Genomic DNA, 23,621 nt, shown 5'->3' on the forward strand with positions numbered 1-23,621 from the left:
TTATTTTCCTCCTTTCACTATAACCGCATCTTCGATATGATAAATCCAGTCGTCTACATTATTATCATTATATCGGAAAGTCCCTTCTAAAGTCACATACTGATCGGTTCTTAATTTCGGGTTACCGCCTCTGAATTTGATTCCCATAATGGTTTCCGGCCCTGATTTACCGCAGAAAAAACACGACGCAAATACGTTTTTACTCAGCGCATAACTTTTATTATCAATCGGAACAATGAATCCGCTCATTACGATACGTTTTTTTTGCATTTGCTTCAGTTTCGTATTGATGACAGGAAACTGAACTTCACCATAGGTTTTATCCTGTTTCTTCAAAAATTTGATTTCCCCTAGCAATTTCCAGGTTAGCGTATCCGGATTGACCACAACAGGTTCTTTTTTAAACTCCAAAGAAAAACCGGCTTTCTGAATTTCACTTTCTTTTAAATTATCTGTTTTTAGTTTCTTTTCCTTCGGGGAATAAAAACTTTCCATGGCGAAAACCACGGCGATTAACACGATAATTGCAATTTGTTTTTTATGCATTTGCCAAAACTTTTGAAATGTTCAACTTATAGGCTTTGACCGCAGGAATTACAGCAGCCAAAACGCCCACGAATATAGTTATTAAAAATAAAACCCCTTCTTTTTCCCAAACAAACTCCAACGGATTGAATGCCATTTTGAATTCTTCGTCGGAGGATTTGGAAATAAAAATCAACGCTATTCTACCAAGAACCGTTCCAAAAAAGAACCCGATTACACACAAAACCAAACTTTCAATGAGAATCAATTGCAACAACTGAAAACGCGAAGCTCCATTAACACGCAAGAGCGCAAATTCATATTTCCGTTCTTTCAACGTATTGAACAGTGCTATAAAAATACTGATTCCCGAAATCAGCATAATACCATAAGCCAAATAGGTTAAAGCCTCAAGTCCTATCCCAAAAAGAGTGAAGAGACGGTTGATTTCAATAGCGGGCGATGCGGCCTGCATTTTGGTATTCTGCGCAATGAGCCTTGGCCAAAGCACAATTCCCATTTTGTTTCTAAATTTCAACAACACCGCGGTAATTTCTTTTCCTTCTTCGGAATTGAGCGCTGCCGCATGATGTTCTTCCCCTTCCTCATGTTCGTGGGTATCGTGCATCGCCCAAACGCTCTGAACATTCGACAGAATCAGATTGTCTATTACTTTACCGGTTTTGGAAGCAATTCCCACAACTTTGTAAGCGGCTTCCTCGTGCTTTTCGCCTTCTTTGGCGTCCCCGTGTGATCCTAAAAAAGTATCGCCGACTTTCATATTCAGTTTTTCCGCAATAGCAGCTCCCAATACAACCTCGAAATTATTGCTAAAAACTTTTCCGGTCACTATTTTGGCATTGAATTTATCTAAATAAGTCGGGGTGGTACCCACAATTTTAAATCCGAGATAATTATCCCCAAAAGCCAAAGGAATCGCTGTTTTTACAAACGGATTTTGCATCCAGGTTTTCGCTTCGGCATAATCGATATTACCAGGAGGAGCATCGACTTGATAAACAGAAGACAATACCAACTGTAACGGACTTCCCTGCGCACCCAGAACCAAATCAATATCATCGGCATTGCTTGAAAACTGTTCTTCAAATTGTTTTTGCAATAAAATCAAAACGGTAATAATCGCAACACTGGCCATAAGTAAAATGACACTCAAAACAGTATTTAACGGCTTAAACCATGTATTTCGCCAGGCTAGTTTTGCTATCATGAAAGTGAAATTTGATTAGGAAACCGTTCTTTCAAACGCGAATCGTGAGTTACGATTACCAAAGCGGTGTTGAATTCTTTGGCTAAATTTTCTAACAGATTAGCCACTTTAAAGGTGTTCTCGTCGTCTAAACTTGATGTGGGTTCGTCTGCTAAAAGCAATTTCGGTTCGTTAATCAATGCTCTTGCAATGGAAACGCGTTGTTGCTGTCCGATACTGAGTTGCGATGGAAGTTTGCACAACTGTTCTCCCAAATCCAAATGTTCCAAAAGTTGTTTTGCTTTTTGTATTTTCTGTTCACCGGAAGCAAGCCAGGAAGCCAGCGCAACGTTTTCTAAAACCGTAAAGGCTTCCACGAAATGCGATTGCTGCAATACCAATCCGATATTTTTGCCTCTAAATTGATCGAGCTTTCGTTCCGAAAAAAAATTAATGGCAGTATTGTCGATTGAAATTTCTCCCGATTTAGGACGTAACAATCCTCCGAGCAAATGCAACAAAGTTGTTTTCCCAACTCCGGAGTTACCCGTAACCAAAAGCGTTTCGCCTTCCTTACAAAGAATATCCGGAAAAGAAAATTCGGTTGATTTCCCGTATGAAAACGTAATTTTTTTTGTGCTTATCACCTTAAATCAATTAAGTTGCGAAAGATACTAAAAATCAGTTTTAAACTTCATCATTTTATCTGAAACCCTATCATAATTAACGTCTCTTTTAGATTTCAACCTATTTTACAATCAATAATTAGATATCTTAAAAATGGGTAGCCTATTGACTACCCATTCTCATCTATCTCACTAATATATCTTGATTGTCAAGGGAAATAATTCTGTAATCAAAATCATCTTCCTTTTGCAATTGTTCAATTACACTATCAATTTTGCTTTTTGACAATCTGCCTAATTTATAAGAATATAAAAAAATAATGGTGTGCTTATTTGAATCTAATTTCAGACTCTTTAAAACTTCTACATCTGAAGTATCATTCATTACAATTCTTTCATCTTTTTCTTTAAATTGACGATAAAGCCTCGCAATCTGTCCCTGGCAACTTTTAACCGTTAATTGGTCAGCACTTACAAAACTGTCGCCATTCACTATCCCGTAATATGTTGAGAGTCTTTTATCAAGAATATCATCACCAACCGAACTCAACTCTATATCACTTAAAAACACGACTTTCTCTTTCGGATATTTTTTCGAGAAAAGTTTTTCAATATATATTTCTTTCGATGGAAATTTATCTTGAGTATTAGCACTGTAAAATAAAGAAGAAATTGTTTTACAAGAATGCAACCCTACAACAAGTAGTAGTGACAATAAAAAAAAAGATTTGCATTTTATCATAATAAATCAACTGTTACTATTATTTCTTCCTTAGTATATTTTGGCAAATATTCTCCTGTCTTAATAATTACTTCATCATCAATTTTGTAATCACTATCGAATCCAAAAGTATCGAAATCATTTTTTGAAAATGTTGGCAAAGACATTATTTCAATAGGAAAATGTAATTCCAACCTATTATCATCAAGCACAACAGCTACAACAGAAACTTTATTTGTAACAGCATCATAATTCGATACTTTTCCGTTAAAATACGGCAGACAATCTCTCACCCACTCCCCATGTATACAAAACGAAAACCTACTAGTACAATCCGTTGAAGCTCGGTGAAGAGCTACATAATCGAAATCATAACTCCATGATTCAGATGTCCCAGGCGGACATGGTAATCTTTTGGATGTAACATCGGATAAATTCAAAGTATCTATTTTTGATTCGAAACCAGAATCATTACTACAAGAGAAAAAAAATGCCGTTACAGCAATAAATAAAATTTTTTTCATTTTTTTTTTAGATTTTTTAAGTTTAAATAATTGAATTGGTTAACCACGACAAATTAAAATATAATAAAAATCTTACACAAATAAAATATGAAAAATATTACAAAATTCCTTCATCGGCAAAACTGAAATAACTTTTCTCCGTTACAATCACATGGTCTAACACCAAAATATCCAATTGTTTTCCGGCTTCTTTGAGTTTTCGGGTAATCTGTTTGTCGGCTTCGCTCGCCTGCAAAACACCTGACGGATGATTATGGCACAACACAAGCGAAGTGGCATTGTGTTCTAAAGCGGTTTTAAAAATAATACGGATATCGACAACGGTTCCGGTAATGCCGCCTTTACTGATTTGCGTTTTATAAATTACCTTGTTGGAATTGTTCAGATACAACACCCAAAACTCCTCATGAGGCAGTTCGCCGACAATGGGCTGCATAATTTCAAAAACAGCTTTACTGGAAGTAATTTTCTTAAGTTCCAATGTTTCTTCCGCTCTTCGTCGTCTGCCCAATTCCAAAGCTGCTATAATGGTAATCGCTTTGGCTTCTCCAATTCCTTTAAAAGTCGTCAACTGTTTTAATGATAATTTTCCTAAAGTATTCAGATTGTTATCAGTGCTGATTAAGATTCGTTTGGACAATTCTACCGCACTTTCATTTCGACTTCCGGAACCAATCAGTATGGCAATCAATTCGGCGTCACTCAACACGGATTTGCCTTTCAGCATTAGTTTTTCTCTTGGCTTATCGTCTTCTGCCCAATATTTTATGGCGAAATTGGTTGGTTCCATGGCGTATACTTTTACAATGATTATTGGCGTTATAAATAAAAACCGAAAATAATGAAAGTAGTTTACATTTTGATTCTTTCTGTATTATTTTTTAGCTTTTATCCTACAGAAAATCATTTTCAGCAAAAACTGTCTGATGCGGCTCTTCAGTTAACAAAAGATAAAGTGATGTATGATCCGGCTTATGTTTCCATCAAATATCCGAATGGTGACGTTCCTAAAAACAAAGGAGTTTGCACTGATGTTGTGATTCGTGCTTACCGAAAACTGGGCATCGATTTACAGAAGGAAGTACACGAAGACATGAAAGCGAACTTTTCATTGTATCCGAATTTGAAAAAATGGGGATTAAAAACGACCGATACTAATATTGACCATAGACGTGTTCCTAATTTAGAAGTATTCTTCGGACGAAAAGGACAAAAACTCAAAATCTCAGACAATCCCAAAGAGTATAAAACCGGTGAATTGGTTACCTGGATGATTAATGATAAATTACCTCATATCGGAATTATTACAAATAAAAAATCACCGGACGGAAAACGCCCGATGATTGTTCATAATGTGGGTGCCGGACAGGTTTTAGAAGACTGTCTTTTCGACTATACTATTGTAGGGCATTTTTATTATGGAAAATGAATTTGCTTCGTAGCGCTCTGTCATTTCGACCAACGGGAGAAATCTCATAATACTTGGTCTGGAAAAGGAGATTCCTCCTCCGTCGGAATGACAAAACGGTTAACCAATATCCATTTTTCAAATTAACTAATCAACCCTTTCACTTCATCAAAATTCAAACCGCCGTAATTTCCGGAACTCATCAATAACAAAGCAGAGTTCTCCAAATCAAGGCCGAACAAATAGTTTTTAAAATCGGCCGGATTCGTGTAAATAATCAAATCATCGCGTTTGAAAGATTGTGCGATTTGCTCGTACGTTACTTCCTCCAGCTGTTTTATTTTAACTGCATCGGGCGAATAGAACACTACGGCTACATCGGCATTATCTAAAGCACCTTCGTATTCTTTTAAAAACGCAGCGTTTAAACTGCTGTAGGTGTGCAGTTCCAGACATGCCACTAAAGTGCGGTTCGGATATTGTTCTTTTACCGCTTTAGTCGTCGCAGCCACTTTACTTGGTGAGTGTGCGAAATCTTTGTAAGCTACTTTCGTTTTGCTTTCGGCTATTTTCTCCAAGCGTTTGGAAGCGCCTTTGAAACTGGCAATTGCTTCATAAAAATCCGCTTCATCAACCCCCATATTTTGGCAAATCCATTTGGCTCCGGCTAAATTATTTAGGTTGTGGGCACCGAAAACTTCAATCGGCATAGGACCTTCAGGGGTTTCTAATAATGTCACACCATTTTCCACCGTATAATCTGGCGTATGATAAGCCATTTTACGAATCGGATTGGTTGCGGCTTCGGCTACACGTTTTACTTCCGGATCGTTTTCGTTATAAACTAAGATTCCACCGTTAGTTATTTTCTGAATGAAAATTTCGAATTGCTCTACATAATTCTCATACGTCGGAAACACATTGATATGATCCCAGGCAATTCCGCTGATTAACGCGATATTAGGCTGATACAAATGAAATTTCGGTCGACGGTCCATTGGAGAAGACAGGTATTCGTCGCCTTCCAATACGATAAAATCGTTTTCTTCGGTTAAATGCACCATCGTATCAAAACCTTCCAATTGAGCTCCAACCATGTAATCCACTTCAATACCGTGATAATGCATCACGTGTAAAATCATCGAAGTAATGGTTGTTTTTCCGTGCGAACCGCCAATGACTACGCGGGTTTTATTTTTGGATTGTTCGTATAAAAATTCGGGATACGAGTATATTTTCAATCCCAATTCCTGGGCTTTCAGCAATTCGGGATTGTCGGCTTTGGCATGCATTCCAAGGATAATCGCTTCAATATCCGAAGTTATTTTTTCAGGAAACCAACCAAATGCTGCAGGTAACAAACCTTTTTTCTCTAATCTTGATTTTGAAGGTTCAAAAATAGCATCGTCACTACCGGTGACTTTATATCCTTTACTGTGTAATGCAAGTGCTAAATTGTGCATCGCTGCACCGCCAATGGCGATAAAATGTGTTCTCATATGTATTGATCGAAAGTTGAAAGCTAAAGTCGAAAGTCGGTCACAACTTCTAAATTCAGCTTCTACCCTATTTTTTGATATTCTTTTTTAAAATCTTCCGCTTTTTGACGGTCTTTAATCTTGTTCAAATATAAATCATAAAGTTTTTCGAAAGTGGTTTTTGAATTACCAATTTCATGGGCTTTCTTATAATTTATTTCGGCTTTGGGATAGCGTTTAAAATAAACGTCGATATAGCCTTTTGCCAAATAACCATCGACTTTGGAAAGCTGTAACAGTTCATCCGCATATTGCTGAGCCTTGGCTTCACTGCCTCCCACAATTCCGGGTAATTCAACGTACAATATAACGAGTGCCCAGCGGGTTTCCACATGTTTGGTATCGAGTTTTGCTGCCGTTTCAAAAGCCGTTTCAATATCATCAATCATTCCGATTGCCTGTAATTTACTGACTTCCTTGGCTTTCATTCCCATAGCGCCTCCGTACTTGTAATAGTAATCTGCATGCTTTGGAAACCTTGTTTTTAATTTTTTATAATAGTCGATGGCAACATCCCACTGTTTTTGATGACCGGCGATATCCCCAAGGTATTCCGTTATTTTGAAATCGTTTGGTTTTTGCCGAAGCAGACTTTCAAACAACGGTTTGGCTGAGGCATACTTTTTCTGTTCGAATAGCTTTTGTGCTTTCTCAAAATCGGATTGCGACCAGAGCAGTATCGGAAATAATAAAAAAAGAAGAAGTTGCTTCATGCTTCAAAAATAAGGAAATGAAATAAAATCCTTTTAACTTTTAAACAATATTCAGAGAAATTAAATATTGCAGTATATTGCTGACAAATTAAAAAAAATGAAAAAAGTCGTTTTAATTATCTGTTTGCTTTTCTCGTTAAATCAATTTGCGCAAAATTTCGATGGAAAATGGGAAAAAGTTGTTGAACTCGAAAAAGAAGGAAAAACAAAATCCGCTAACGAAGAGGTTCAGAAAATCTACAGTAAAGCAAAACGAAAAGGTAATGAAGCTGAAATAATAAAAACTTTTTTCTACACTTCTAAATTTATTCAGGTTTTAGAAGAAGAGGCTCAGACAAAAATCATAACCAATCTGAGAAAAGAAATCAAAGAAACAAGCATTCCTTCACAAGCACTTCTGCACTATATATATGCCAAATGTCTTGAAAGTCATAGAAACAAAAACAGTTTTGAAATCAGTAGGCGTACAGCGATTGACAGCACCTACGATTCCGATTTCAGAACATGGCCCCTTACCATTTTAGAGACTGAAATAAAAAATGCTTATGAAAAATCAATTGCCAACCAAAAAATATTGGAGCAGACTCCGCTGCTAAACTACGAATTGATTTTCAGTTTCATAAAATATGAAGACTTTAAAGATGTGTCTTTATACGAATTTCTCACTTTCGAGGCAATCGCTTATTACAAAACGCAAATTAATCATGACCTCATTAATGCACATGACTATGAAAGCAAAAAAAATATATTTTTCGATACTTCGGCCGATTTTACAACATCGTCATTTGACTTCATAAAAGACCTTAATTTAAGACGTGTTTTCAATTTACATCAAAAACTTGAAGCAACCTCCAAAAACAAACAGGAACATCAGCTTAACAGGCTGTTATTTTGTAGAAATTCATTATTTCAGGATAAGGATTACTTTCTAAAAGTATTGTCTGACTTCCAAAACAAGCATTTATACAATGAAGTTCTGCAGAAAGTACTGTATGAGAAAGCAAGAATATACCAAAGTGAAGCTTCCAAGGATAAATTCCCGGATTATAACGTACTCGCTGTTACAACTTACGACAGCATTTTAAATTTAAGTCGATCGGAAATCTATAAAAAAGCTGCAAATGCCAAAAATAATATCCTTAAAAAAGAAATCAACCTGCAACTGCTAAAAAACAGTTACAACAAGGAAAACACCAGAGCATATATTTCTTATAAAAATGTTGATAATGTAACCCTGTCGTTTTACAAAATAAAACAACATCTTTTAATTGATGAAGACTACCCCAATCAAAAAAAAGACAGCATCGTCAATCTCCTTATAAAAAACCGTTTGCCGGTAAAAAAAGTTACCTATAAGTTAGAAGACAAAAAAAATCATTTCCAATATTCGACGGAAGTGGTTGTGCCACAGTTGGAAATCGGGCATTACTTGATTTACATGGAAAGTGAACAAAAAAACGACTCCCTAAAAACAAAAGTTTTTGATTATGAAACACTTACTGTAAGCAATTTAACATTATTAAGCCACACCAAACAAAATCGTATTTATTTCCAGGCATTGGACAGAAAAACAGGAATTCCCATAGAACATGTAAAAATAGCATTTGATGATTATATTTTACACACCGACGAAATGGGGAAAGCGGATGTGAAATTTTCAAAAAAAGACTACTACTTCAGAAATCCGATTACCATCAGCAAAGACAATGATTCTTTGTACATTAACAGAGAATACATCGGTCAATTTGCTTATAACAGTGATAATGGTGACAAAAAAATAAGAGATCCGAAAATAGCATTTTATCTTGACCGAGCCATTTACAGGCCGGGACAAACGGTATACTATAAAGGAATTGCATTTTGGCAAAAAGACGGCCAAACAGAAGTTGTCCCCAATTTAACCATAAACCTATTGCTTGAAGACGCCAACAATAGTGAAATCAAAGAAATTGAAGTCAGAACAAACGAATTCGGCTCCTTTTCCGGTGAATTTTTATTACCAAAAACAGGTCTTACCGGAGAGTACTCAATTACTGCTGAAGAACCAGACGCCCCTGAAAAAGATGTAATCTATGATAAAAAAGAGGAAGAACATCCATTTTGGGACAATCAATACGATGACTCGGAAATCAGTTTTAAGGTGGAAGAATACAAACGTCCGAAGTTTGAGATTACCTTCAACCCTATTAAAAAGACCTACACCGTTGACCAAAACGTTACGGTTAAAGGAAAGGCAAAAGCTTTTGCCGGAAGCCCTGTTTCCGACTCAAAAGTAACATATAAGATTACCCGAAACACTTATTCAAATTACAGATATTCATACAACAACGAAGCTGAAATGCTTAAAGAAGGAGAGACAAAAACAGATGCCGAAGGGAATTTCAGTATCGAATTTATTGCCGAACCGAGTTATGAATCTAACAAAGAATCCTTACCTGTTTTTAATTACAATGTTGATGTATCCATAACGGATATCAATGGTGAAACCCGAAACAATCAAACAGCCGTTAAAGTGGGCTATCATTCGCTGAGTTTACAGACCAATATTCCATACTTAATTGAAACAGACAAAAAATCAAATTTGGAAATCGGCAGTAAAAATTTAAATCACGAATTTGTCCCGGTTAAAGGGCAAATCCAGTTTTACGCCCTTTCTCCAATCAATAATAAATGGAAAAAAAGAACATGGCCAAAACCAGAAATCAAAACGATTTCCGACAGTGAATTCGAGCAATTATTTCCACATGAAAAAAACGAAACGGATACTTCTCCAAAAGAGAAACTCCTCTTTACCAAAGCTGTAGATACCGAAAAAGACAAAAGCATTGCTTTAGACTTCCTCACCTACTGGAAAACGGGCAATTATAAAGTTATTTTTTCGGCGAAAGATTCTCTTGGCAATCCGATACAGAGCACGGCTTCCTTTAAATTGTTTCAAAAAAGAGATAAAAACAAACAATCAGACGAACTATTTACCGTAAAACAAGTAAACTTGAATCCTAAAAAAGATGGTTTTGTTAAACTGGAAATTACTTCTGCTTCCGCTGATTTATACCTCTCCTCCAATGCTTTTTACAAAGGGATTGAATACCATTCCAGTGAAATTCAATTAAAGGACCGCACAGCTTTCCTTCAAATTCCAATAAAAAAAGAATTTAAAAACGGTATAAACCTGCAATTCCAGACCATTTTTGAAAACGTAGCCGAAAAAAAACAACTAACAATATTTTTTTTAGACGAAAAATCAAAACTCTCATTTGAAACCGAAAGTCTTCGAAATAAAATCGAACCCGGAAGCAACGAAAACTGGTCTTTCAAAATACACGGAGGTAAGTTAAATGAAGTAGAAGTCTTAGCATCAATGTACGACAGTTCTCTAGACCAGTTCACCAAAAAAAATTGGAAAAATTTAGACTTCCAAAATGATTATATCAGTCAGGGAAATTTTAAAACACCACTTGGTTTCGGAATGATTTACAACACTTTGAGATTCCCTAACGCCTATTATTATCGCGAAATTGAAGAAAACGAAACCAATCTTATTTGGTTTGGTTTTAACTTTTCAAATGCTAACGATTATTATTCGAAAAGGCAATATGAAAAACTAATGCAAACCGGCAAAGTTAAAGTTCCTGCTAACTCAAAATCAATTTCAGGAATCGTAACGGAAGGTGGCCTGCCGCTACCTGGTGTAGCAGTTGTTGTGAAAGGAACAATGAGAGGAACCCAAACCGACATTGATGGTTTCTATTCTATTAACGCGATACAAGGAGAAGAACTTGTGTTTTCCTTTATCGGGATGAAGGAGGTTCATTTAAAAATTAATTCAAAAGTTCATAATGTAGCAATGTCCGCCGAAAGCATGACGCTTGAAAATGTTGTTGTGACTGCTGTCGGTATTAAAAAACGACAGGATGAAGTAACTGCTTCAAATACTGTTTATGCATCAAAAGAACTTACACAGGCAGGAAATACTAATATTATACAATCGTTGGCAGGCAAAGTAGAAGGTTTACAGATAACCCCTGCTAACGGTGTAAATGGAAATACCAGAATAGTCCTCAGAGGCAATAGATCCATAACCGGAAACAATCAGGCATTAGTGGTCATTGATGGCGTGATAAGCGATGCGGAAGCTTTAACCAAAATCGGTGCATCCGAGTTACTTTCAACAACGGTTCTAAAAGGAGCACAAGGAGCTGCCCTTTATGGTGAACAAGGTGCGAATGGCGTACTGATTATTACCACCAAAAAATCCCTTCAGGAAGTAACACACGTTCAAGCAAGAAAAAACCTAAACGAAACCGCTTTCTTCTTCCCGCACCTAAAAACGGATAAAGACGGAAAGGTCAAGTTTTCATTTACGTCTCCCGAAGCGCTTACACAATGGAAAGTAAGACTTTTGGCGCATGATAAAAGAGCCGCTTCCGGATATTTTGAAAACACGGTGGTTACTCAAAAAGATTTGATGGTTACTCCAAACTTTCCTCGTTTTTTTCGTGAAAAAGATACCGTTTTCGTTTCGGCAAAAATAGCTAATATGACTTATGAAGCAAAACCCGGAATTACTGTCTTACAACTTTTTGATGCAGCCTCAATGGAAACGATTGATGCGAAAGTCCTGAATACTGACAACATTAAAAACTTCACTATTCCGGCCAGAGGAAATACCGTTGTAACCTGGAGAATTGTCATTCCAGAAGGCTTACAGGGCATTCAATATAAAGTTTTGGCAAAATCCGGTGCTTTTAGCGATGGTGAAGAAAACATCTTACCGGTATTAACTAATAACATGCTGGTTACGGAAAGTATACCGCTATGGGTTCGCGGAGGCACTAAAAAAGAATATGTATTGGAGAATCTGAAAAACAACGCCTCAACCACTCTTCGAAATCATCTTATTACTCTGGAATACACTTCCAATCCGACATGGCTGGCCTTACAGTCATTACCGTATCTTATGGAATATGAACACGAGTGCAGCGAACAAACTTTTGCCCGGTACTATGCCAATGTACTTGCCTCAGAAATCATCAACAGCAACCCGAAAATAGCCGCTGTTTTCAATACTTGGAGCAAAGATGGAAAATCCATTTCCAAACTGGAACAAAATGACGAATTAAAATCGACCATTCTAGCGGAAACCCCTTGGATTCGCGATGCACAATCGGAAGAAGAAAGAAAGAAGAACTGGGCTTTGCTATTTGATATGAACAAAATGAAACAGTCATTGGAAAATACCTTAACCAAATTAAAGCAAAAACAAAAGAGCTCCGGAGGTTTTGCCTGGTTTGACGGTTCCGATGAAAGTGAATATATTACCCGACATATTTTGGCTGGTTTTGGTCATTTGTCTAAGATGAAAATCAATACCGAACACAAGGATAATTTCAAAGGAATAACAGAAAAAGGCGTTGCTTTTATGGACAAAAAATTCATAGAAGCACACAAACGCAGAACAGCCGTTTTGAAAGAAAAAGAAAAACTACATTTGGCCAATCCGTATTCTGATTTACATTATTTGTATACACGAAGTTTTTATCTGGACAGCAATCCGCTTACTGATGAACTCAAGAAAACAACAAAAGCATACCTTGACAATATAACCGAAAACTGGCTAAATTACTCTTTATACGAAAAAGGCATGGCAGCTTTGACTTTAGACCGATTTGGCGAAAACGCTACCGCAAAAAAAATCATAGAAAGCCTTAAAGAAACCGCTTCCAACAATGACGATTGGGGTATGTATTGGATTGAAAACAAATCCGGCTGGTATTGGTACCAGGCACCGATTGAAACCCAAGCGTTGCTGATTGAAGCTTTCGCTGAAATTAACAATGACACTCAATCGGTAGATGCTATGAAAGTCTGGTTATTAAAAAACAAACAAAATAAAAACTGGCCAACCACAAAAGCTACAACCGAAGCCATTTACGCTTTATTAATGCAAGGCAATGATTGGCTCTCCATAAAGGACAACACCGTCATAAAAATAGGCGATGAAAAAATTATCACCAAAAAATTGTCGGAAACCGAAAAAGAAGCTGAAACCGGATACTTCAAAATGAACTGGAAAGCAGATGAAATCAAAAAAGAAATGGCAGAACTTTCAATCCAAAACAAATCGGGCGTTCCGGGATATGGCGGACTGTATTGGCAATATTTTGAAGATTTGGATAAAATTAAAGCCAATTCGGAAACTACTTTATCGACGTCGAAAGAATTATACCTAAAGAAAAACAGGGCCAATGGGGAGCAATTACAACGAATTACCAATAAAAAACCGCTTAAAATAGGTGATTTGGTCACAGTTCGCCTTATCATAACGGCAAAAGAATCGATGGAATTTGTTCATTTGAAAGACATGCGGGCAGCAGCTTTTGAACCGGTAAATGTCCTTTCTGAATACCAATGGAAAAGCGGTTTAGGCTATTATATGAGTACCAAAGACATGGCTACGCATTTCTTCTTCGACAGCATTAACAAAGGATCCTATGTTTTAGAATACGATGTACGTGTAAACAACAAAGGCGATTTTTCCAATGGAATTACAACGATACAGAGTATGTATGCACCGGAATTCACAAGTCACAGTAAAGGAATAAGAGTTTCTGTAAAAGAATAGCGAATGAAAAAAACGATTCTGATTACTGCTTTGCTTTTTGCAACTTTAGCCTTTTCTCAAATCAAGATTTCCGGAATTGTAAGAGACAAAGAAACGAAAGAACCACTTCAGGGCGCTTCCATTTTTGCGCCTAATACCACGAACGGCGGTTCCACGGACGATAAAGGCTCTTTTTCTTTTACGCTGTCTGAAAACCAAAATGAGGTTATCATCAGTTATGTAGGTTATGAAACCGTACTCGTTCCGGCCGCTTCCCTTTCCGACGCTACCAAATCCAATATTATCTTACTTACTCCGATAATCAATACTCTAAAAGAGGTGGTTATCCGGAAAATCTCTGCAAAAGATCGCGCCAAATACATGGCAATTTTCAATCGGGGGTTCATCGGTTTTGGAACAATTGCCGAAAACACAAAAATCCTGAATCCGGAAGTGCTTCAGTTTGATATGAATTCTGACAATACCTTACTTATCGTTTCGGCTGATGAACCCATTCAAATGATTAACAAAAAAACCGGTTATCAGATTTCCTATGAATTGGTCTACTTTGAAAACAAAGTCACTTCGCAAGAGAAAAATGAACAGCTCACAACGTACTTCGGATATCCCTTCTTTAAAGATATTGTCGCAGAAAAAAAACTTGACCCCAAAAAAACAGCTCAAACGCGATTAAAATGCTACAAGGGTTCTACCATGCATTTCATACGTAGTCTATACGACGGTACAATGGAAAAAGAAGGGTTTACTGTGCGAAAATTTAAAAGGGAAAAAACTCCTCATATACCGGTGGAATACAAGGATATTTATGAGACGAACGACTGTATGGTGCATCAATTGGTTTTTGAAAGAGACAATAAAAAATATTTGTATTTCACTGATTTTCTTTCAGTGCACCATCCTTCGGAAGAGCATAAAAAGCTACAATGCTCACAATTGAAATTACTGGTTGACAAACCAATCGAAATCTACACTAACGGTAATTATGCGGATCCAGATACATTAGCAAATTATGGCTATATGGGTTGGCAGAAAATGGGAGAAATGCTACCGTTTGATTATCAACCAGATCCGATTATTACTGAATAACCTTTCCGAAAAACACCCAAATACAAAAAACATTTCTTCACTAGCCCTGATTGCAGTGTAAATCCTGTTGTTGTGAGATTGCCTCGCAAGCTCGCAATGACAGATTGCAATGGAAAGCAGGAACAGGGAAATCAAAAAATGCCCGAGCCATTCCGCTCCTAAACTAAAATAAAACCATAAAAAAAATCCGGACACATTGCTGCATCCGGATTATAATTTTCAGGAAAACCTGAATTATTTCACAATAGTCATTTCGTCTACAATGTGTTTCGCATTTGAGAAGTTCTCAATTACCCACAATACGTAACGAATATCACAGTTGATAGTTCTTTGTAATTTGTTGTCGAAGATTACGTCACCAGCCATCGCTTCGATGTTTCCGTCGAAAGCCAAACCGATTAACTCCCCTTTTCCGTTTAATACCGGAGAACCTGAGTTACCTCCTGTAATATCGTTATCCGTTAAGAAATTCACGTGTAATGAACCGTCTTTGTCGGCATAACGACCGAAATCTTTGTTTTTGTTCATTTCTAAAACACGTGCCGGTAAATCAAATTCCTGATCGCCTTTTTTGTATTTTTTCACCTGACCTGCTAAAGTAGTATAGTTGTTAACTACAGCATCATTACGCTTGTCGGCAGGCAATGAACGTACTTTTCCGTAAGTCAAACGCAAGGTTGAGTTCGCATCCGGATATTTGATAGTTCCGATTTTAGACTCACGTAAACCTTCTACCAATTTGCGGTAAGCAGCTCCGAAGTCGTTTTGTGCTTTTGCGATTTCATCTGATTTTGAACCGAAATGTGCTACCAAATCAGCAGACAATTTCACCAATGGATCGTTTGCGATTAACGCTTCGTTTGGCACTTCCAAGAACGCTTTGATTCTTTCTTTTGACGATAAGATACTCAAATCGAAAGCCGCATTTACATATTTGGAGAAATCGTTGTTGTTTGCTTTTGCCAATTCAGCCACCGCTGGTGCAATTGCGTATCCTGTAGATTTAGTAGCGTATAATTTCAATTCAGCCGCTAAGATGTCTTTTTCAGCAGGAATGTGTACTTCTTTGAAGAATTCTTCTGTCATTTCAAGAATTGCAGGAGCCATTTGCGTGCGTTTTGCAGCATCCGACTTAGCATAAGTTTCCAATTGTTTTCCTAAACTTCTTGAAATGGTTCCGTAAGCACTGGTTCTGAATAATGTTGTCAGGTAGTTATCGTGACGTGATTTTTCATTCGTTAACTTGTAGTAGTTATTGATGGTAGCCACTACGTTTCCGTATTTTGCTTTGTTTTCAGCTTTGTTAGCCCATTTGTTAAATTTAGCTTCCTGAGCCGCTTTTGTTTTAGCAGTACCAAATTTGGTTAATGCGTCAATCATTCCCTGACGGTTTTTCCAGTAATTAGCTACTCCTGCATATTTAGAAGCGTATACTAAATTTAAAGCTTCGCTTTGGTCCATGTATTTTTTCATGGCATCCATTCCGGTTTTAGAACCTTCAACCCAAGCAGGGTAAGCAAATTTGACGTTCTGATCGATTCCTGAAGCCGGCATCCAACGGTTTGTTCTACCCGGATATCCTAAAATCATAGCGAAATCGTTTTCTTTAACACCACCGATGTTTACCGGTAAGTAGTGTTTTGGTTGTAAGGGAACGTTGTTTGGCGAATAGTCTGCAGGATTTCCGTTCGCATCAGCGTACACACGGAACATTGAGAAATCTGCGGTATGACGTGGCCATTCCCAGTTATCAGTGTCACCACCAAATTTTCCTAAACTTTCAGGAGGTGTTCCTACTAAACGTACATCTTTATAATCCTGGTAAACGAAATAGTAGTATTCGTTTCCTTGGAAGAACGAACGAACAGAAACGGTATATTTTCCGCCTTCGTTGTTTTCTTTTTCGATTTTTGCGATTTCAGCATTGATCGCTTTTTCACGCTCAGCCTCAGTCATTTTATCGTTTACTACCGCTAAAATACGTTTTGAAACATCATCCATACGTACGAAGAAACGAACATACAAACTTGAAGGTTTCATTTCGTCTTTTTTAGAAGCCGCCCAATAACCGTCTTTTAAGTAGTTTTTCTCTGCTGATGACAATTCAGCGATGGCATCGTATCCACAGTGGTGGTTTGTTAATACCAATCCGTCTTTTGAAATCATCTCAGCAGTACACCCTCCGTTAAACTGAACGATAGCGTCTTTTAAACTGTGATGGTTGATGCTGTAAATTTCTTCAGCTGTAAGCTGCAATCCCATTTTCTGCATATCTCTGTGGTTCAAACGCTCGATGAACATTAAAAACCACATTCCTTCATCGGCTTTCACACTTGCAGGTACAAGCGTAATCAGAGCGATTAAGGATAAAAGTAATTTTTTCATAATAGTTAATATTTTTAGTGATGCGAAGATACTTTTTTTTGGTAATTGGCTGAAAATAATGGTTTATAAATATTTATTGTTAAGAAAATTTTAACAATTGATTCTTTCCTAGAAATAAAAAAGGTGCTCATTCGAACACCTTTAGTTTTATTCTGTTTCCACATTCAGCATCTGCCAAAGTTTATCTTTTAATTCGGTCAGCCCTTGTTGAGCCACTGAGGAAATAAACATATATGGGATTCCTTTGAAATCTTTATCCAACTGTTTTTTCATTTCGGCTTTCAGTTCGTCGTCAAGCATGTCGGATTTTGAAATTACCACCAAACGGTCTTTATCCAACATTTCCGGATTGTAACGACGAAGTTCATCCAAAAGAATATCGTATTCTTTTTTAATGTCCGGCGCATCGGCTGGTACCAAAAACAATAAAGTCGAATTTCGTTCGATGTGACGCAAAAAGTAATGTCCTAATCCTTTACCTTCAGCCGCACCTTCGATAATTCCGGGAATATCCGCAATTACAAACGATTGGAAATCACGGTAAGCGACAATTCCCAAATTCGGTTTTAGTGTTGTAAACGGATAATCGGCAATTTTTGGTTTTGCGGAAGTCAATACCGACAATAACGTCGATTTTCCCGCATTTGGAAATCCTACCAAACCAACATCAGCCAATACTTTCAACTCTAAGATAACATCCATCTCTTCGGATGGCAATCCCGGTTGTGAATAGCGTGGCGTTTGATTGGTGGAACTCCTGAAATGCCAGTTTCCCAATCCACCTTTTCCTCCTTTTACAAGGATGCGTTTTTCGCCATGTTCCGTAATTTCAAAAAGCACTTCATCAGTTTCCTTATCGCGAACTACTGTTCCAAGAGGCACCTCAATGTATTTATCTTCTCCATCGGCACCCGTACTTCTGGCACTTCCTCCATCTCCCCCGTGACCGGCTTTAATGTGACGTGCGAATTTTAAGTGGAACAACGTCCACAATCCTTTGTTTCCAACCAGATATACGTGTCCGCCGCGACCACCGTCACCACCGTCCGGACCACCTTTTTCAATAAATTTTTCCCTATGCAAATGCGTAGACCCTTTACCTCCTTTTCCGGAAGCTACATATATTTTTACGTAGTCTACAAAATTCCCCTCTGTCATTGTTTCAGTATTCAGTATTCAGCGTTCGGTGTTCAGTGTTCAGCGTTAAAAACTGCCAACTGCTCACTGAACACTGAATACTATTTAATTTATATCTTTCAATTGGCGCACTAAAACCTTATCGATTTTTACGCCGTCCATATCGATAACTTCCAATTCCATTTTGTTCCAAACGAGGATTTCGCCCACCTTTGGAATATACGACAACTCGGTCATTATCAAACCACTAACTGTGGTAACATCATAATCATTAATCAGATCATCCATATCGAAGAACGTCAGGAAGTCGTGTAGCGAATAATGTCCGTCTACCAACCAAGTGCCGTCTTCGCGGGCGATTAACTGGAATTCTTCTTCATAAAAATCGGCCGCATCGCCTACCAAGGCTTCCAGAATATCATTTAAGGTAATAATACCCTGAACCACACCGTATTCGTCGGTTACCAAAGCATAATGCACCTTGGTTTTCTTAAAATTTTCCAAGGCTTTGTACGCCGAAGTGTGTTCAATAAAATATACCGGCTCTTTAGCAATTGTTCTTAAATCGAAATTTCCTTTTTTCTCGAAACTCAAAAACAAATCTTTGAGCAATACTACTCCTACTACATTATCGAGGTTGTCGTCGCAAACCGGGTAAACCGAATGCAATTCTTCCAACACCTTCTCTTTTAGTTCCTCAACATTATCTTCTAAAGATAAGTACATCACCGATTTTCGATGTGTCATTAAGGAATTTACTTTTCGGTCACCGATATGGAATACGCGTTCCACGATGTCCTGCTCGATTTCCTGTACTTCTCCGCCTTCGGTTCCTTCTTTAATGATGGCTTTGATTTCCTCTTCCGTTACTTTTCCGTCGGCTGTAGGTTTAATTTTGAAAACATCCAGCACAAAATCCGTCGAGGTGGTTAACAACCAGATAAACGGCATGGTAATGATTGAAACCGCTTTCATGGGTACCGCCACCGCTTTCGCAATGGATTCCGGGTAATTTAGACCGATTCGTTTTGGCAATAATTCTCCGATTACCAAAGAAAAATAAGTCAAAACCACTACAACAATTCCAACAGCCAAACTTTGAGAATAGGGCTTTAAGGTTTCAAAACCTTCTAAAAAAAGCTGTACGTTGTCAGTAACTTTTTCACCACTGTAAATACCGGTTAAGATTCCGATTAAGGTAATCCCGATTTGTACTGTGGACAAAAATTTATTAGGCGAATTGGCTAAATCCAAGGCCGCTTTCGCACTGGTATTTCCTTTTTTTGCTGCGGATTCCAAACGATTCTTTCTGGCCGAAATCAATGCGATTTCCGACATGGAGAAAACTCCGTTCAGTACTATCAAAAAGAAAATTATGAGTATTTCCATGTTTGTGTTTTACGTTACAACTTGTCTATTACAGCGCTTAAACGCTCTGTTATTTCAGCAATAGACCCAATACCGTTTACGGCATAAAACTTATTCTGGTCCTTATAATAATTCATTAAAGGAGCTGTTTTTTCATTATATTCTTCATAACGGTTACGGATTTTTTCTTCATCCTGATCGTCAATTCTTCCGGAAGTTTTTCCTCTTTCCAAAATACGCTGTACCAGAATATTATCATCCGCCTCTAAAGCAATCGTTGCCGTGACTTCCCAGTTTTTGGTTTTCAGGAAAGCATCCAAAGCATCTGCCTGAGCCAATGTTCTTGGAAAACCGTCGAATAAAAATCCTTTTGAATCCAAATTTTTATCTACCTCATCCTGCAACATTTTAATAGTTACACTATCCGGCACTAAATCCCCGTTATCGATATAACCTTTTGCTTCCCTTCCTAATGCGGTATCATTTTTCATGTTGTAACGAAAAATATCACCGGTAGAAAGGTGTGTTAAGTTGTATTTTTCTTTTAAAAATTCTGCTTGTGTTCCTTTACCTGCGCCCGGTTTCCCGAACAAAACAATGTTGATCATTTTAAAAAATTGTTGTTTGTAGTTATGTTGTAAATTATCCTTTTAACTGATATACTTCCGATAAATTTCGTCCCAAACCATCGTAATCCAATCCGAAACCAACGATGAATTTGTTTTCAATTTCGATACCAATATAATCAATTTTGATGTCTTTTTTGTAAGCCTCAGGTTTTAAAAACAAGGTGGCGTATTTTAGCGCTTTTAGGTTTTTATCAGCAAACAATTGGTGCAATTCTACAATTGTATTTCCGGTATCCACAATATCTTCTATCACAATTACGGTTCTTCCGGTTAAATCCTGGTTCAGTCCGATAAGTTGTTTCACTTCATGAGTCGTTTCCATACCTTCATAGGAAGCCATCTTGATAAAGCTTACTTCGCAAGGTTTCTTGTAATGTTTCATAAAATCCGAAACCACCATAAAAGAGCCGTTTAAAACACCTATAAATACAGGGATTTCATTCCCCATATCCTTGGCAACCTGTTGTGCCATACTTGAAATAGCAAAGTCCAGTTCTTCTGCAGAGATAAAAGGAACAAATTTTTTGTCGTGAAGTTGAATTTCCATCGTTAACTTATAGAATAATTGGCAAAGATAATTATTTTTAGATATGAGTTATGAATTAAAAGTTATGAATTGCTAATCCGGCTTTTTAACCTACTTTAGTTGCATTAATAAAATCAGCAATGAATTCAACGTTCACCGATCAACTCAGCAAAATCAACGCCAGTACCGAAAATCGAAACCGAATGCGGGATCTTGTCCTCCAACAACCGGAACTCCTGGAAGAACTGATTGCTTTCGGCACTGATCTTAACAATAAACACCACCATAAAGACGTTTGGATTATCGAAATGCTGGCCGAACATCAAACCGAAATGCTTTTTCCTTTCATTGATACAATCTGTCAGACAATTTCAGAATACAAAAACGATTCGGCAATTCGAGGCATATCGCGTGTGGCTTATTTTCTGGGCACTTCCGATAAAATAAAACTTTCGGAATCGCAACAGGAAAAACTAACAGAAATTTGCCTGGACTGGTTGATTCGGGACGAACGGGTGGCCTGCAAAGTATATGCCATGAAAACCCTGTATCATTTTGGCAAAAAAGAACCTTGGATTGCAGATGAAGTCAAGGAAATTGTTAGTCGGGATTACGCCAATCAATCGGCAGGATACAAAGCAGCAGCAAGAGAAATTTTAAGAAAAATCAAATAATTTCGAAATTTTCATATCCTCAAATTGTTACCTATCTTTGCGCAAACAACAACACGATGAATTATTTTTCTTCCGATTTTAAATTAGGAATTCTTGGCGGAGGCCAATTAGGGAAAATGCTCCTTACCGAAACCCGCAAATTCGACATTCAAACTTACGTTTTAGACTCCAGCAAAGAAGCACCTTGCCAGTTTGGTGCCACAAAATTTTTTCTGGGAAGCCTTATGGATTATGACACTGTTTACCAATTCGGAAAAATGGTGGATGTTTTAACCATCGAAATCGAAAACGTAAATCTGAATGCTTTGGACGCTTTGGAAACAGAAGGATTGAAAGTCTATCCGTCGCCAAAAACCCTTCGAATGATTCAGAACAAAGGCCGTCAGAAAGATTTTTATGTGGAAAATGGCATTCCAACATCAGCGCACCAGCGTTTTACAGGACTGAATGATTTGAAACAATCGTTGGAAAAAGACGAATTAGAATTTCCCTTCGTTTGGAAATGTGCACAATTCGGTTACGACGGAAATGGCGTAAAAATCGTTCGCTCCACTTTAGATTTAATCGATCTACCCGAAGTAGAATGCATCGCCGAACAAATGGTGCCTTTCAAAAACGAATTGGCAGTTATTGTTTCCCGAAGCGTTTCCGGCGAAATCAAAACCTATCCTGTGGTGGAAATGGAATTTCATCCGGAAGCCAATCAGGTGGAATACGTGATTTGCCCGGCGCGTATCAGTGAAGTTGTTGCAGAAAAAGCGCAAAAAGTAGCTTTACAAGTATCGGAAGCGTTCAATCATGTGGGCTTACTGGCCGTTGAAATGTTTCAAACCGAAAACGATGAAATCTTGGTAAATGAAGTGGCACCGCGTCCTCACAATTCCGGACATTATTCGATTGAAGCGAGTTACACTTCTCAATTCGAACAACACATCCGGGCGATATTAGATTTACCTTTAGGAAATACAAACAGTAAAGTTGCCGGAATTATGGTAAATTTGGTAGGCGCCGAAGGTTTTTCAGGACCTGTTGTGTATGAAAACATCGAAAAAATTATGGCCATTGAAGGTGTAACGCCGCACATCTACGGAAAAAGAGAAACCCGTCCGTTCAGAAAAATGGGGCACGTGACCATCGTAAACGAAAACATGACTGAAGCCCGAAAAATTGCCGAAGAAGTTAAGAACAGTATTCGAGTGATCAGTGTTCAATAATTAGTATTCAGATAGAAGGCGTAAGATAATGTCGGATGCCGAATTCAGAGTACAGAAATTGTAAAACCAAATAAGCAAATAACAATTGTCATCCTGAGCTTTTTGAAGGACGAACAACCAAACATACACCTATGAGTAAAGTAGCTATTGTAATGGGCAGCGTTTCCGATATGCCGGTAATGCAGGAAGCCATCGACATCTTAAAAAATTTCGGCATCGAAACCGAAGTAGACATCGTTTCAGCGCATCGAACGCCGGAAAAACTGTTTGATTTCAGTCAGAATGCCCACAAAAGAGGAATTTCAGTAATTATTGCCGGTGCCGGTGGCGCAGCGCATCTTCCGGGGATGGTAGCGTCTATGAGTCCGCTTCCCGTAATCGGTGTTCCTGTTAAATCGAGCAACTCCATTGACGGCTGGGACAGCGTTTTATCCATCCTGCAGATGCCGGGTGGGGTTCCTGTAGCGACCGTTGCTCTTAACGGCGCGAAAAATGCCGGAATTTTAGCCGCTCAAATCATTGGAAGTAGCGATAAAGTCGTTTTGGATAAAATGATTGCCTATAAAGAAGGACTGAAACAAGCGGTACTTACTGCGGCGGAAAACCTAAAGAAGTAACCTTCACAAAAATAGAAAAAGCGCTTGTGGCTAGCGCTTTTTCAGGGGTCCACAGACTAATGGGTTAAAATTAGCCGGTGTTTATTTTCAATCTTTTT

19 protein-coding genes are annotated in these 23,621 nt (G+C 37.8%); 6 read left to right on the top strand and 13 right to left on the bottom strand.

Translation table 11 applies throughout. From position 1 onward, the window contains the following. The 6 genes from FCR2A7T_RS05810 to radC form a co-directional block, all read right to left on the bottom strand. Entirely contained in the window at window positions 1–546 is a 546-nt protein-coding gene (locus FCR2A7T_RS05810; RefSeq protein ID WP_240471510.1) for a hypothetical protein, read from the bottom strand. After that, window positions 539–1,753, bottom strand: coding sequence for an ABC transporter permease (locus FCR2A7T_RS05815; protein WP_035117432.1), 1,215 nt, complete (start codon window positions 1,751–1,753; stop codon window positions 539–541). Before FCR2A7T_RS05815 ends, FCR2A7T_RS05810 begins: the two co-directional genes overlap by 8 nt. Beyond that, window positions 1,750–2,379 carry an ABC transporter ATP-binding protein gene (locus tag FCR2A7T_RS05820; protein ID WP_035117434.1) on the bottom strand — a complete coding sequence of 210 codons (630 nt, stop codon included), beginning with the start codon at window positions 2,377–2,379 and terminating at the stop codon, window positions 1,750–1,752. Before FCR2A7T_RS05820 ends, FCR2A7T_RS05815 begins: the two co-directional genes overlap by 4 nt. Before the next feature lie 163 nt (window positions 2,380–2,542). Next, on the bottom strand, window positions 2,543–3,073 hold the full coding sequence (locus tag FCR2A7T_RS05825) for a hypothetical protein (protein ID WP_131473111.1): 531 nt from the start codon (window positions 3,071–3,073) through the stop codon (window positions 2,543–2,545). Between the two features lie 23 nt (window positions 3,074–3,096). Next, window positions 3,097–3,603: a hypothetical protein gene (locus FCR2A7T_RS05830; protein WP_035117436.1), complete on the bottom strand. Its 507-nt coding sequence runs from the start codon at window positions 3,601–3,603 to the stop codon at window positions 3,097–3,099. Between the two features lie 97 nt (window positions 3,604–3,700). Beyond that, on the bottom strand, window positions 3,701–4,393 hold the full coding sequence (gene radC / locus FCR2A7T_RS05835) for a RadC family protein (RefSeq protein ID WP_023570358.1): 693 nt from the start codon (window positions 4,391–4,393) through the stop codon (window positions 3,701–3,703). Between the two features lie 51 nt (window positions 4,394–4,444). Here radC and FCR2A7T_RS05840 point away from each other — a divergent pair, with 51 nt between their 5' ends. Continuing rightward, window positions 4,445–5,032, top strand: a complete 588-nt coding sequence (locus FCR2A7T_RS05840; protein ID WP_023570359.1) for a DUF1287 domain-containing protein — start codon at window positions 4,445–4,447, stop codon at window positions 5,030–5,032. Between the two features lie 122 nt (window positions 5,033–5,154). Here FCR2A7T_RS05840 and FCR2A7T_RS05845 read toward each other — a convergent pair whose 3' ends face one another. Then, window positions 5,155–6,510, bottom strand: coding sequence for a UDP-N-acetylmuramate--L-alanine ligase (locus tag FCR2A7T_RS05845; protein WP_023570360.1), 1,356 nt, complete (start codon window positions 6,508–6,510; stop codon window positions 5,155–5,157). Window positions 6,511–6,572: 62 nt separating this feature from the next. Then, on the bottom strand, window positions 6,573–7,262 hold the full coding sequence (locus FCR2A7T_RS05850) for a tetratricopeptide repeat protein (protein WP_023570361.1): 690 nt from the start codon (window positions 7,260–7,262) through the stop codon (window positions 6,573–6,575). Window positions 7,263–7,359: 97 nt separating this feature from the next. Between FCR2A7T_RS05850 and FCR2A7T_RS14740 the strand changes: the two genes are divergently transcribed. Together FCR2A7T_RS14740 and FCR2A7T_RS05860 are read left to right on the top strand one after the other, a co-directional pair. Then, on the top strand, window positions 7,360–13,887 hold the full coding sequence (locus FCR2A7T_RS14740) for an alpha-2-macroglobulin family protein (RefSeq protein WP_131473110.1): 6,528 nt from the start codon (window positions 7,360–7,362) through the stop codon (window positions 13,885–13,887). 3 nt (window positions 13,888–13,890) lie between these two features. Continuing rightward, a complete protein-coding gene (locus FCR2A7T_RS05860; RefSeq protein ID WP_023570363.1) occupies window positions 13,891–14,973 on the top strand; it encodes a carboxypeptidase-like regulatory domain-containing protein in 1,083 nt (360 codons plus the stop codon). Window positions 14,974–15,207: 234 nt separating this feature from the next. Here the strand turns inward: FCR2A7T_RS05860 and FCR2A7T_RS05865 are convergent, their stop codons facing one another. The 5 genes from FCR2A7T_RS05865 to FCR2A7T_RS05885 form a co-directional block, all read right to left on the bottom strand. Then, window positions 15,208–17,358, bottom strand: a complete 2,151-nt coding sequence (locus FCR2A7T_RS05865; protein WP_023570364.1) for a S46 family peptidase — start codon at window positions 17,356–17,358, stop codon at window positions 15,208–15,210. Window positions 17,359–17,505: 147 nt separating this feature from the next. After that, a complete protein-coding gene (gene obgE / locus FCR2A7T_RS05870) occupies window positions 17,506–18,516 on the bottom strand; it encodes a GTPase ObgE (protein ID WP_023570365.1) in 1,011 nt (336 codons plus the stop codon). Window positions 18,517–18,600: 84 nt separating this feature from the next. Next, window positions 18,601–19,833 (bottom strand): hemolysin family protein, encoded by a 1,233-nt coding sequence (locus FCR2A7T_RS05875; protein ID WP_035117438.1) that lies wholly within the window; start codon window positions 19,831–19,833, stop codon window positions 18,601–18,603. Between the two features lie 65 nt (window positions 19,834–19,898). Beyond that, a complete protein-coding gene (locus FCR2A7T_RS05880) occupies window positions 19,899–20,471 on the bottom strand; it encodes an adenylate kinase (protein ID WP_023570367.1) in 573 nt (190 codons plus the stop codon). Window positions 20,472–20,505: 34 nt separating this feature from the next. After that, window positions 20,506–21,039, bottom strand: coding sequence for a phosphoribosyltransferase (locus FCR2A7T_RS05885; RefSeq protein WP_023570368.1), 534 nt, complete (start codon window positions 21,037–21,039; stop codon window positions 20,506–20,508). 119 nt (window positions 21,040–21,158) lie between these two features. Here FCR2A7T_RS05885 and FCR2A7T_RS05890 point away from each other — a divergent pair, with 119 nt between their 5' ends. The 3 genes from FCR2A7T_RS05890 (at window position 21,159) to purE (ending at window position 23,523) form a co-directional block, all read left to right on the top strand. Then, entirely contained in the window at window positions 21,159–21,692 is a 534-nt protein-coding gene (locus FCR2A7T_RS05890; RefSeq protein ID WP_023570369.1) for a hypothetical protein, read from the top strand. 56 nt (window positions 21,693–21,748) lie between these two features. Further along, the gene (locus FCR2A7T_RS05895; protein ID WP_023570370.1) at window positions 21,749–22,906 is read left to right on the top strand and encodes a 5-(carboxyamino)imidazole ribonucleotide synthase; all 1,158 of its coding nucleotides are present in this window, start codon (window positions 21,749–21,751) and stop codon (window positions 22,904–22,906) included. Between the two features lie 131 nt (window positions 22,907–23,037). Next, a complete protein-coding gene (gene purE, locus FCR2A7T_RS05900; protein ID WP_023570371.1) occupies window positions 23,038–23,523 on the top strand; it encodes a 5-(carboxyamino)imidazole ribonucleotide mutase in 486 nt (161 codons plus the stop codon). The last annotated feature ends 98 nt before the right edge of the window (window positions 23,524–23,621 follow it).

It is taken from the genome of Flavobacterium cauense R2A-7 (assembly GCF_000498475.1).
Classification (GTDB): domain Bacteria; phylum Bacteroidota; class Bacteroidia; order Flavobacteriales; family Flavobacteriaceae; genus Flavobacterium; species Flavobacterium cauense.

What these genes read in the sequence shown, in the direction of transcription:
- FCR2A7T_RS05810 (WP_240471510.1), bottom strand. Translation starts at nt 546, where the DNA reads ATGCATAAAAAACAAATTGCAATTATCGTGTTAATCGCCGTGGTTTTC.
- FCR2A7T_RS05815 (WP_035117432.1), bottom strand. Translation starts at nt 1,753, where the DNA reads ATGATAGCAAAACTAGCCTGGCGAAATACATGGTTTAAGCCGTTAAAT.
- FCR2A7T_RS05830 (WP_035117436.1), bottom strand. Translation starts at nt 3,603, where the DNA reads ATGAAAAAAATTTTATTTATTGCTGTAACGGCATTTTTTTTCTCTTGT.
- radC (WP_023570358.1), bottom strand. Translation starts at nt 4,393, where the DNA reads ATGGAACCAACCAATTTCGCCATAAAATATTGGGCAGAAGACGATAAG.
- FCR2A7T_RS05840 (WP_023570359.1), top strand. Translation starts at nt 4,445, where the DNA reads ATGAAAGTAGTTTACATTTTGATTCTTTCTGTATTATTTTTTAGCTTT.
- FCR2A7T_RS05845 (WP_023570360.1), bottom strand. Translation starts at nt 6,510, where the DNA reads ATGAGAACACATTTTATCGCCATTGGCGGTGCAGCGATGCACAATTTA.
- FCR2A7T_RS05850 (WP_023570361.1), bottom strand. Translation starts at nt 7,262, where the DNA reads ATGAAGCAACTTCTTCTTTTTTTATTATTTCCGATACTGCTCTGGTCG.
- FCR2A7T_RS14740 (WP_131473110.1), top strand. Translation starts at nt 7,360, where the DNA reads ATGAAAAAAGTCGTTTTAATTATCTGTTTGCTTTTCTCGTTAAATCAA.
- FCR2A7T_RS05860 (WP_023570363.1), top strand. Translation starts at nt 13,891, where the DNA reads ATGAAAAAAACGATTCTGATTACTGCTTTGCTTTTTGCAACTTTAGCC.
- FCR2A7T_RS05865 (WP_023570364.1), bottom strand. Translation starts at nt 17,358, where the DNA reads ATGAAAAAATTACTTTTATCCTTAATCGCTCTGATTACGCTTGTACCT.
- obgE (WP_023570365.1), bottom strand. Translation starts at nt 18,516, where the DNA reads ATGACAGAGGGGAATTTTGTAGACTACGTAAAAATATATGTAGCTTCC.
- FCR2A7T_RS05875 (WP_035117438.1), bottom strand. Translation starts at nt 19,833, where the DNA reads ATGTCGGAAATCGCATTGATTTCGGCCAGAAAGAATCGTTTGGAATCC.
- FCR2A7T_RS05880 (WP_023570367.1), bottom strand. Translation starts at nt 20,471, where the DNA reads ATGATCAACATTGTTTTGTTCGGGAAACCGGGCGCAGGTAAAGGAACA.
- FCR2A7T_RS05885 (WP_023570368.1), bottom strand. Translation starts at nt 21,039, where the DNA reads ATGGAAATTCAACTTCACGACAAAAAATTTGTTCCTTTTATCTCTGCA.
- FCR2A7T_RS05890 (WP_023570369.1), top strand. Translation starts at nt 21,159, where the DNA reads ATGAATTCAACGTTCACCGATCAACTCAGCAAAATCAACGCCAGTACC.
- FCR2A7T_RS05895 (WP_023570370.1), top strand. Translation starts at nt 21,749, where the DNA reads ATGAATTATTTTTCTTCCGATTTTAAATTAGGAATTCTTGGCGGAGGC.
- purE (WP_023570371.1), top strand. Translation starts at nt 23,038, where the DNA reads ATGAGTAAAGTAGCTATTGTAATGGGCAGCGTTTCCGATATGCCGGTA.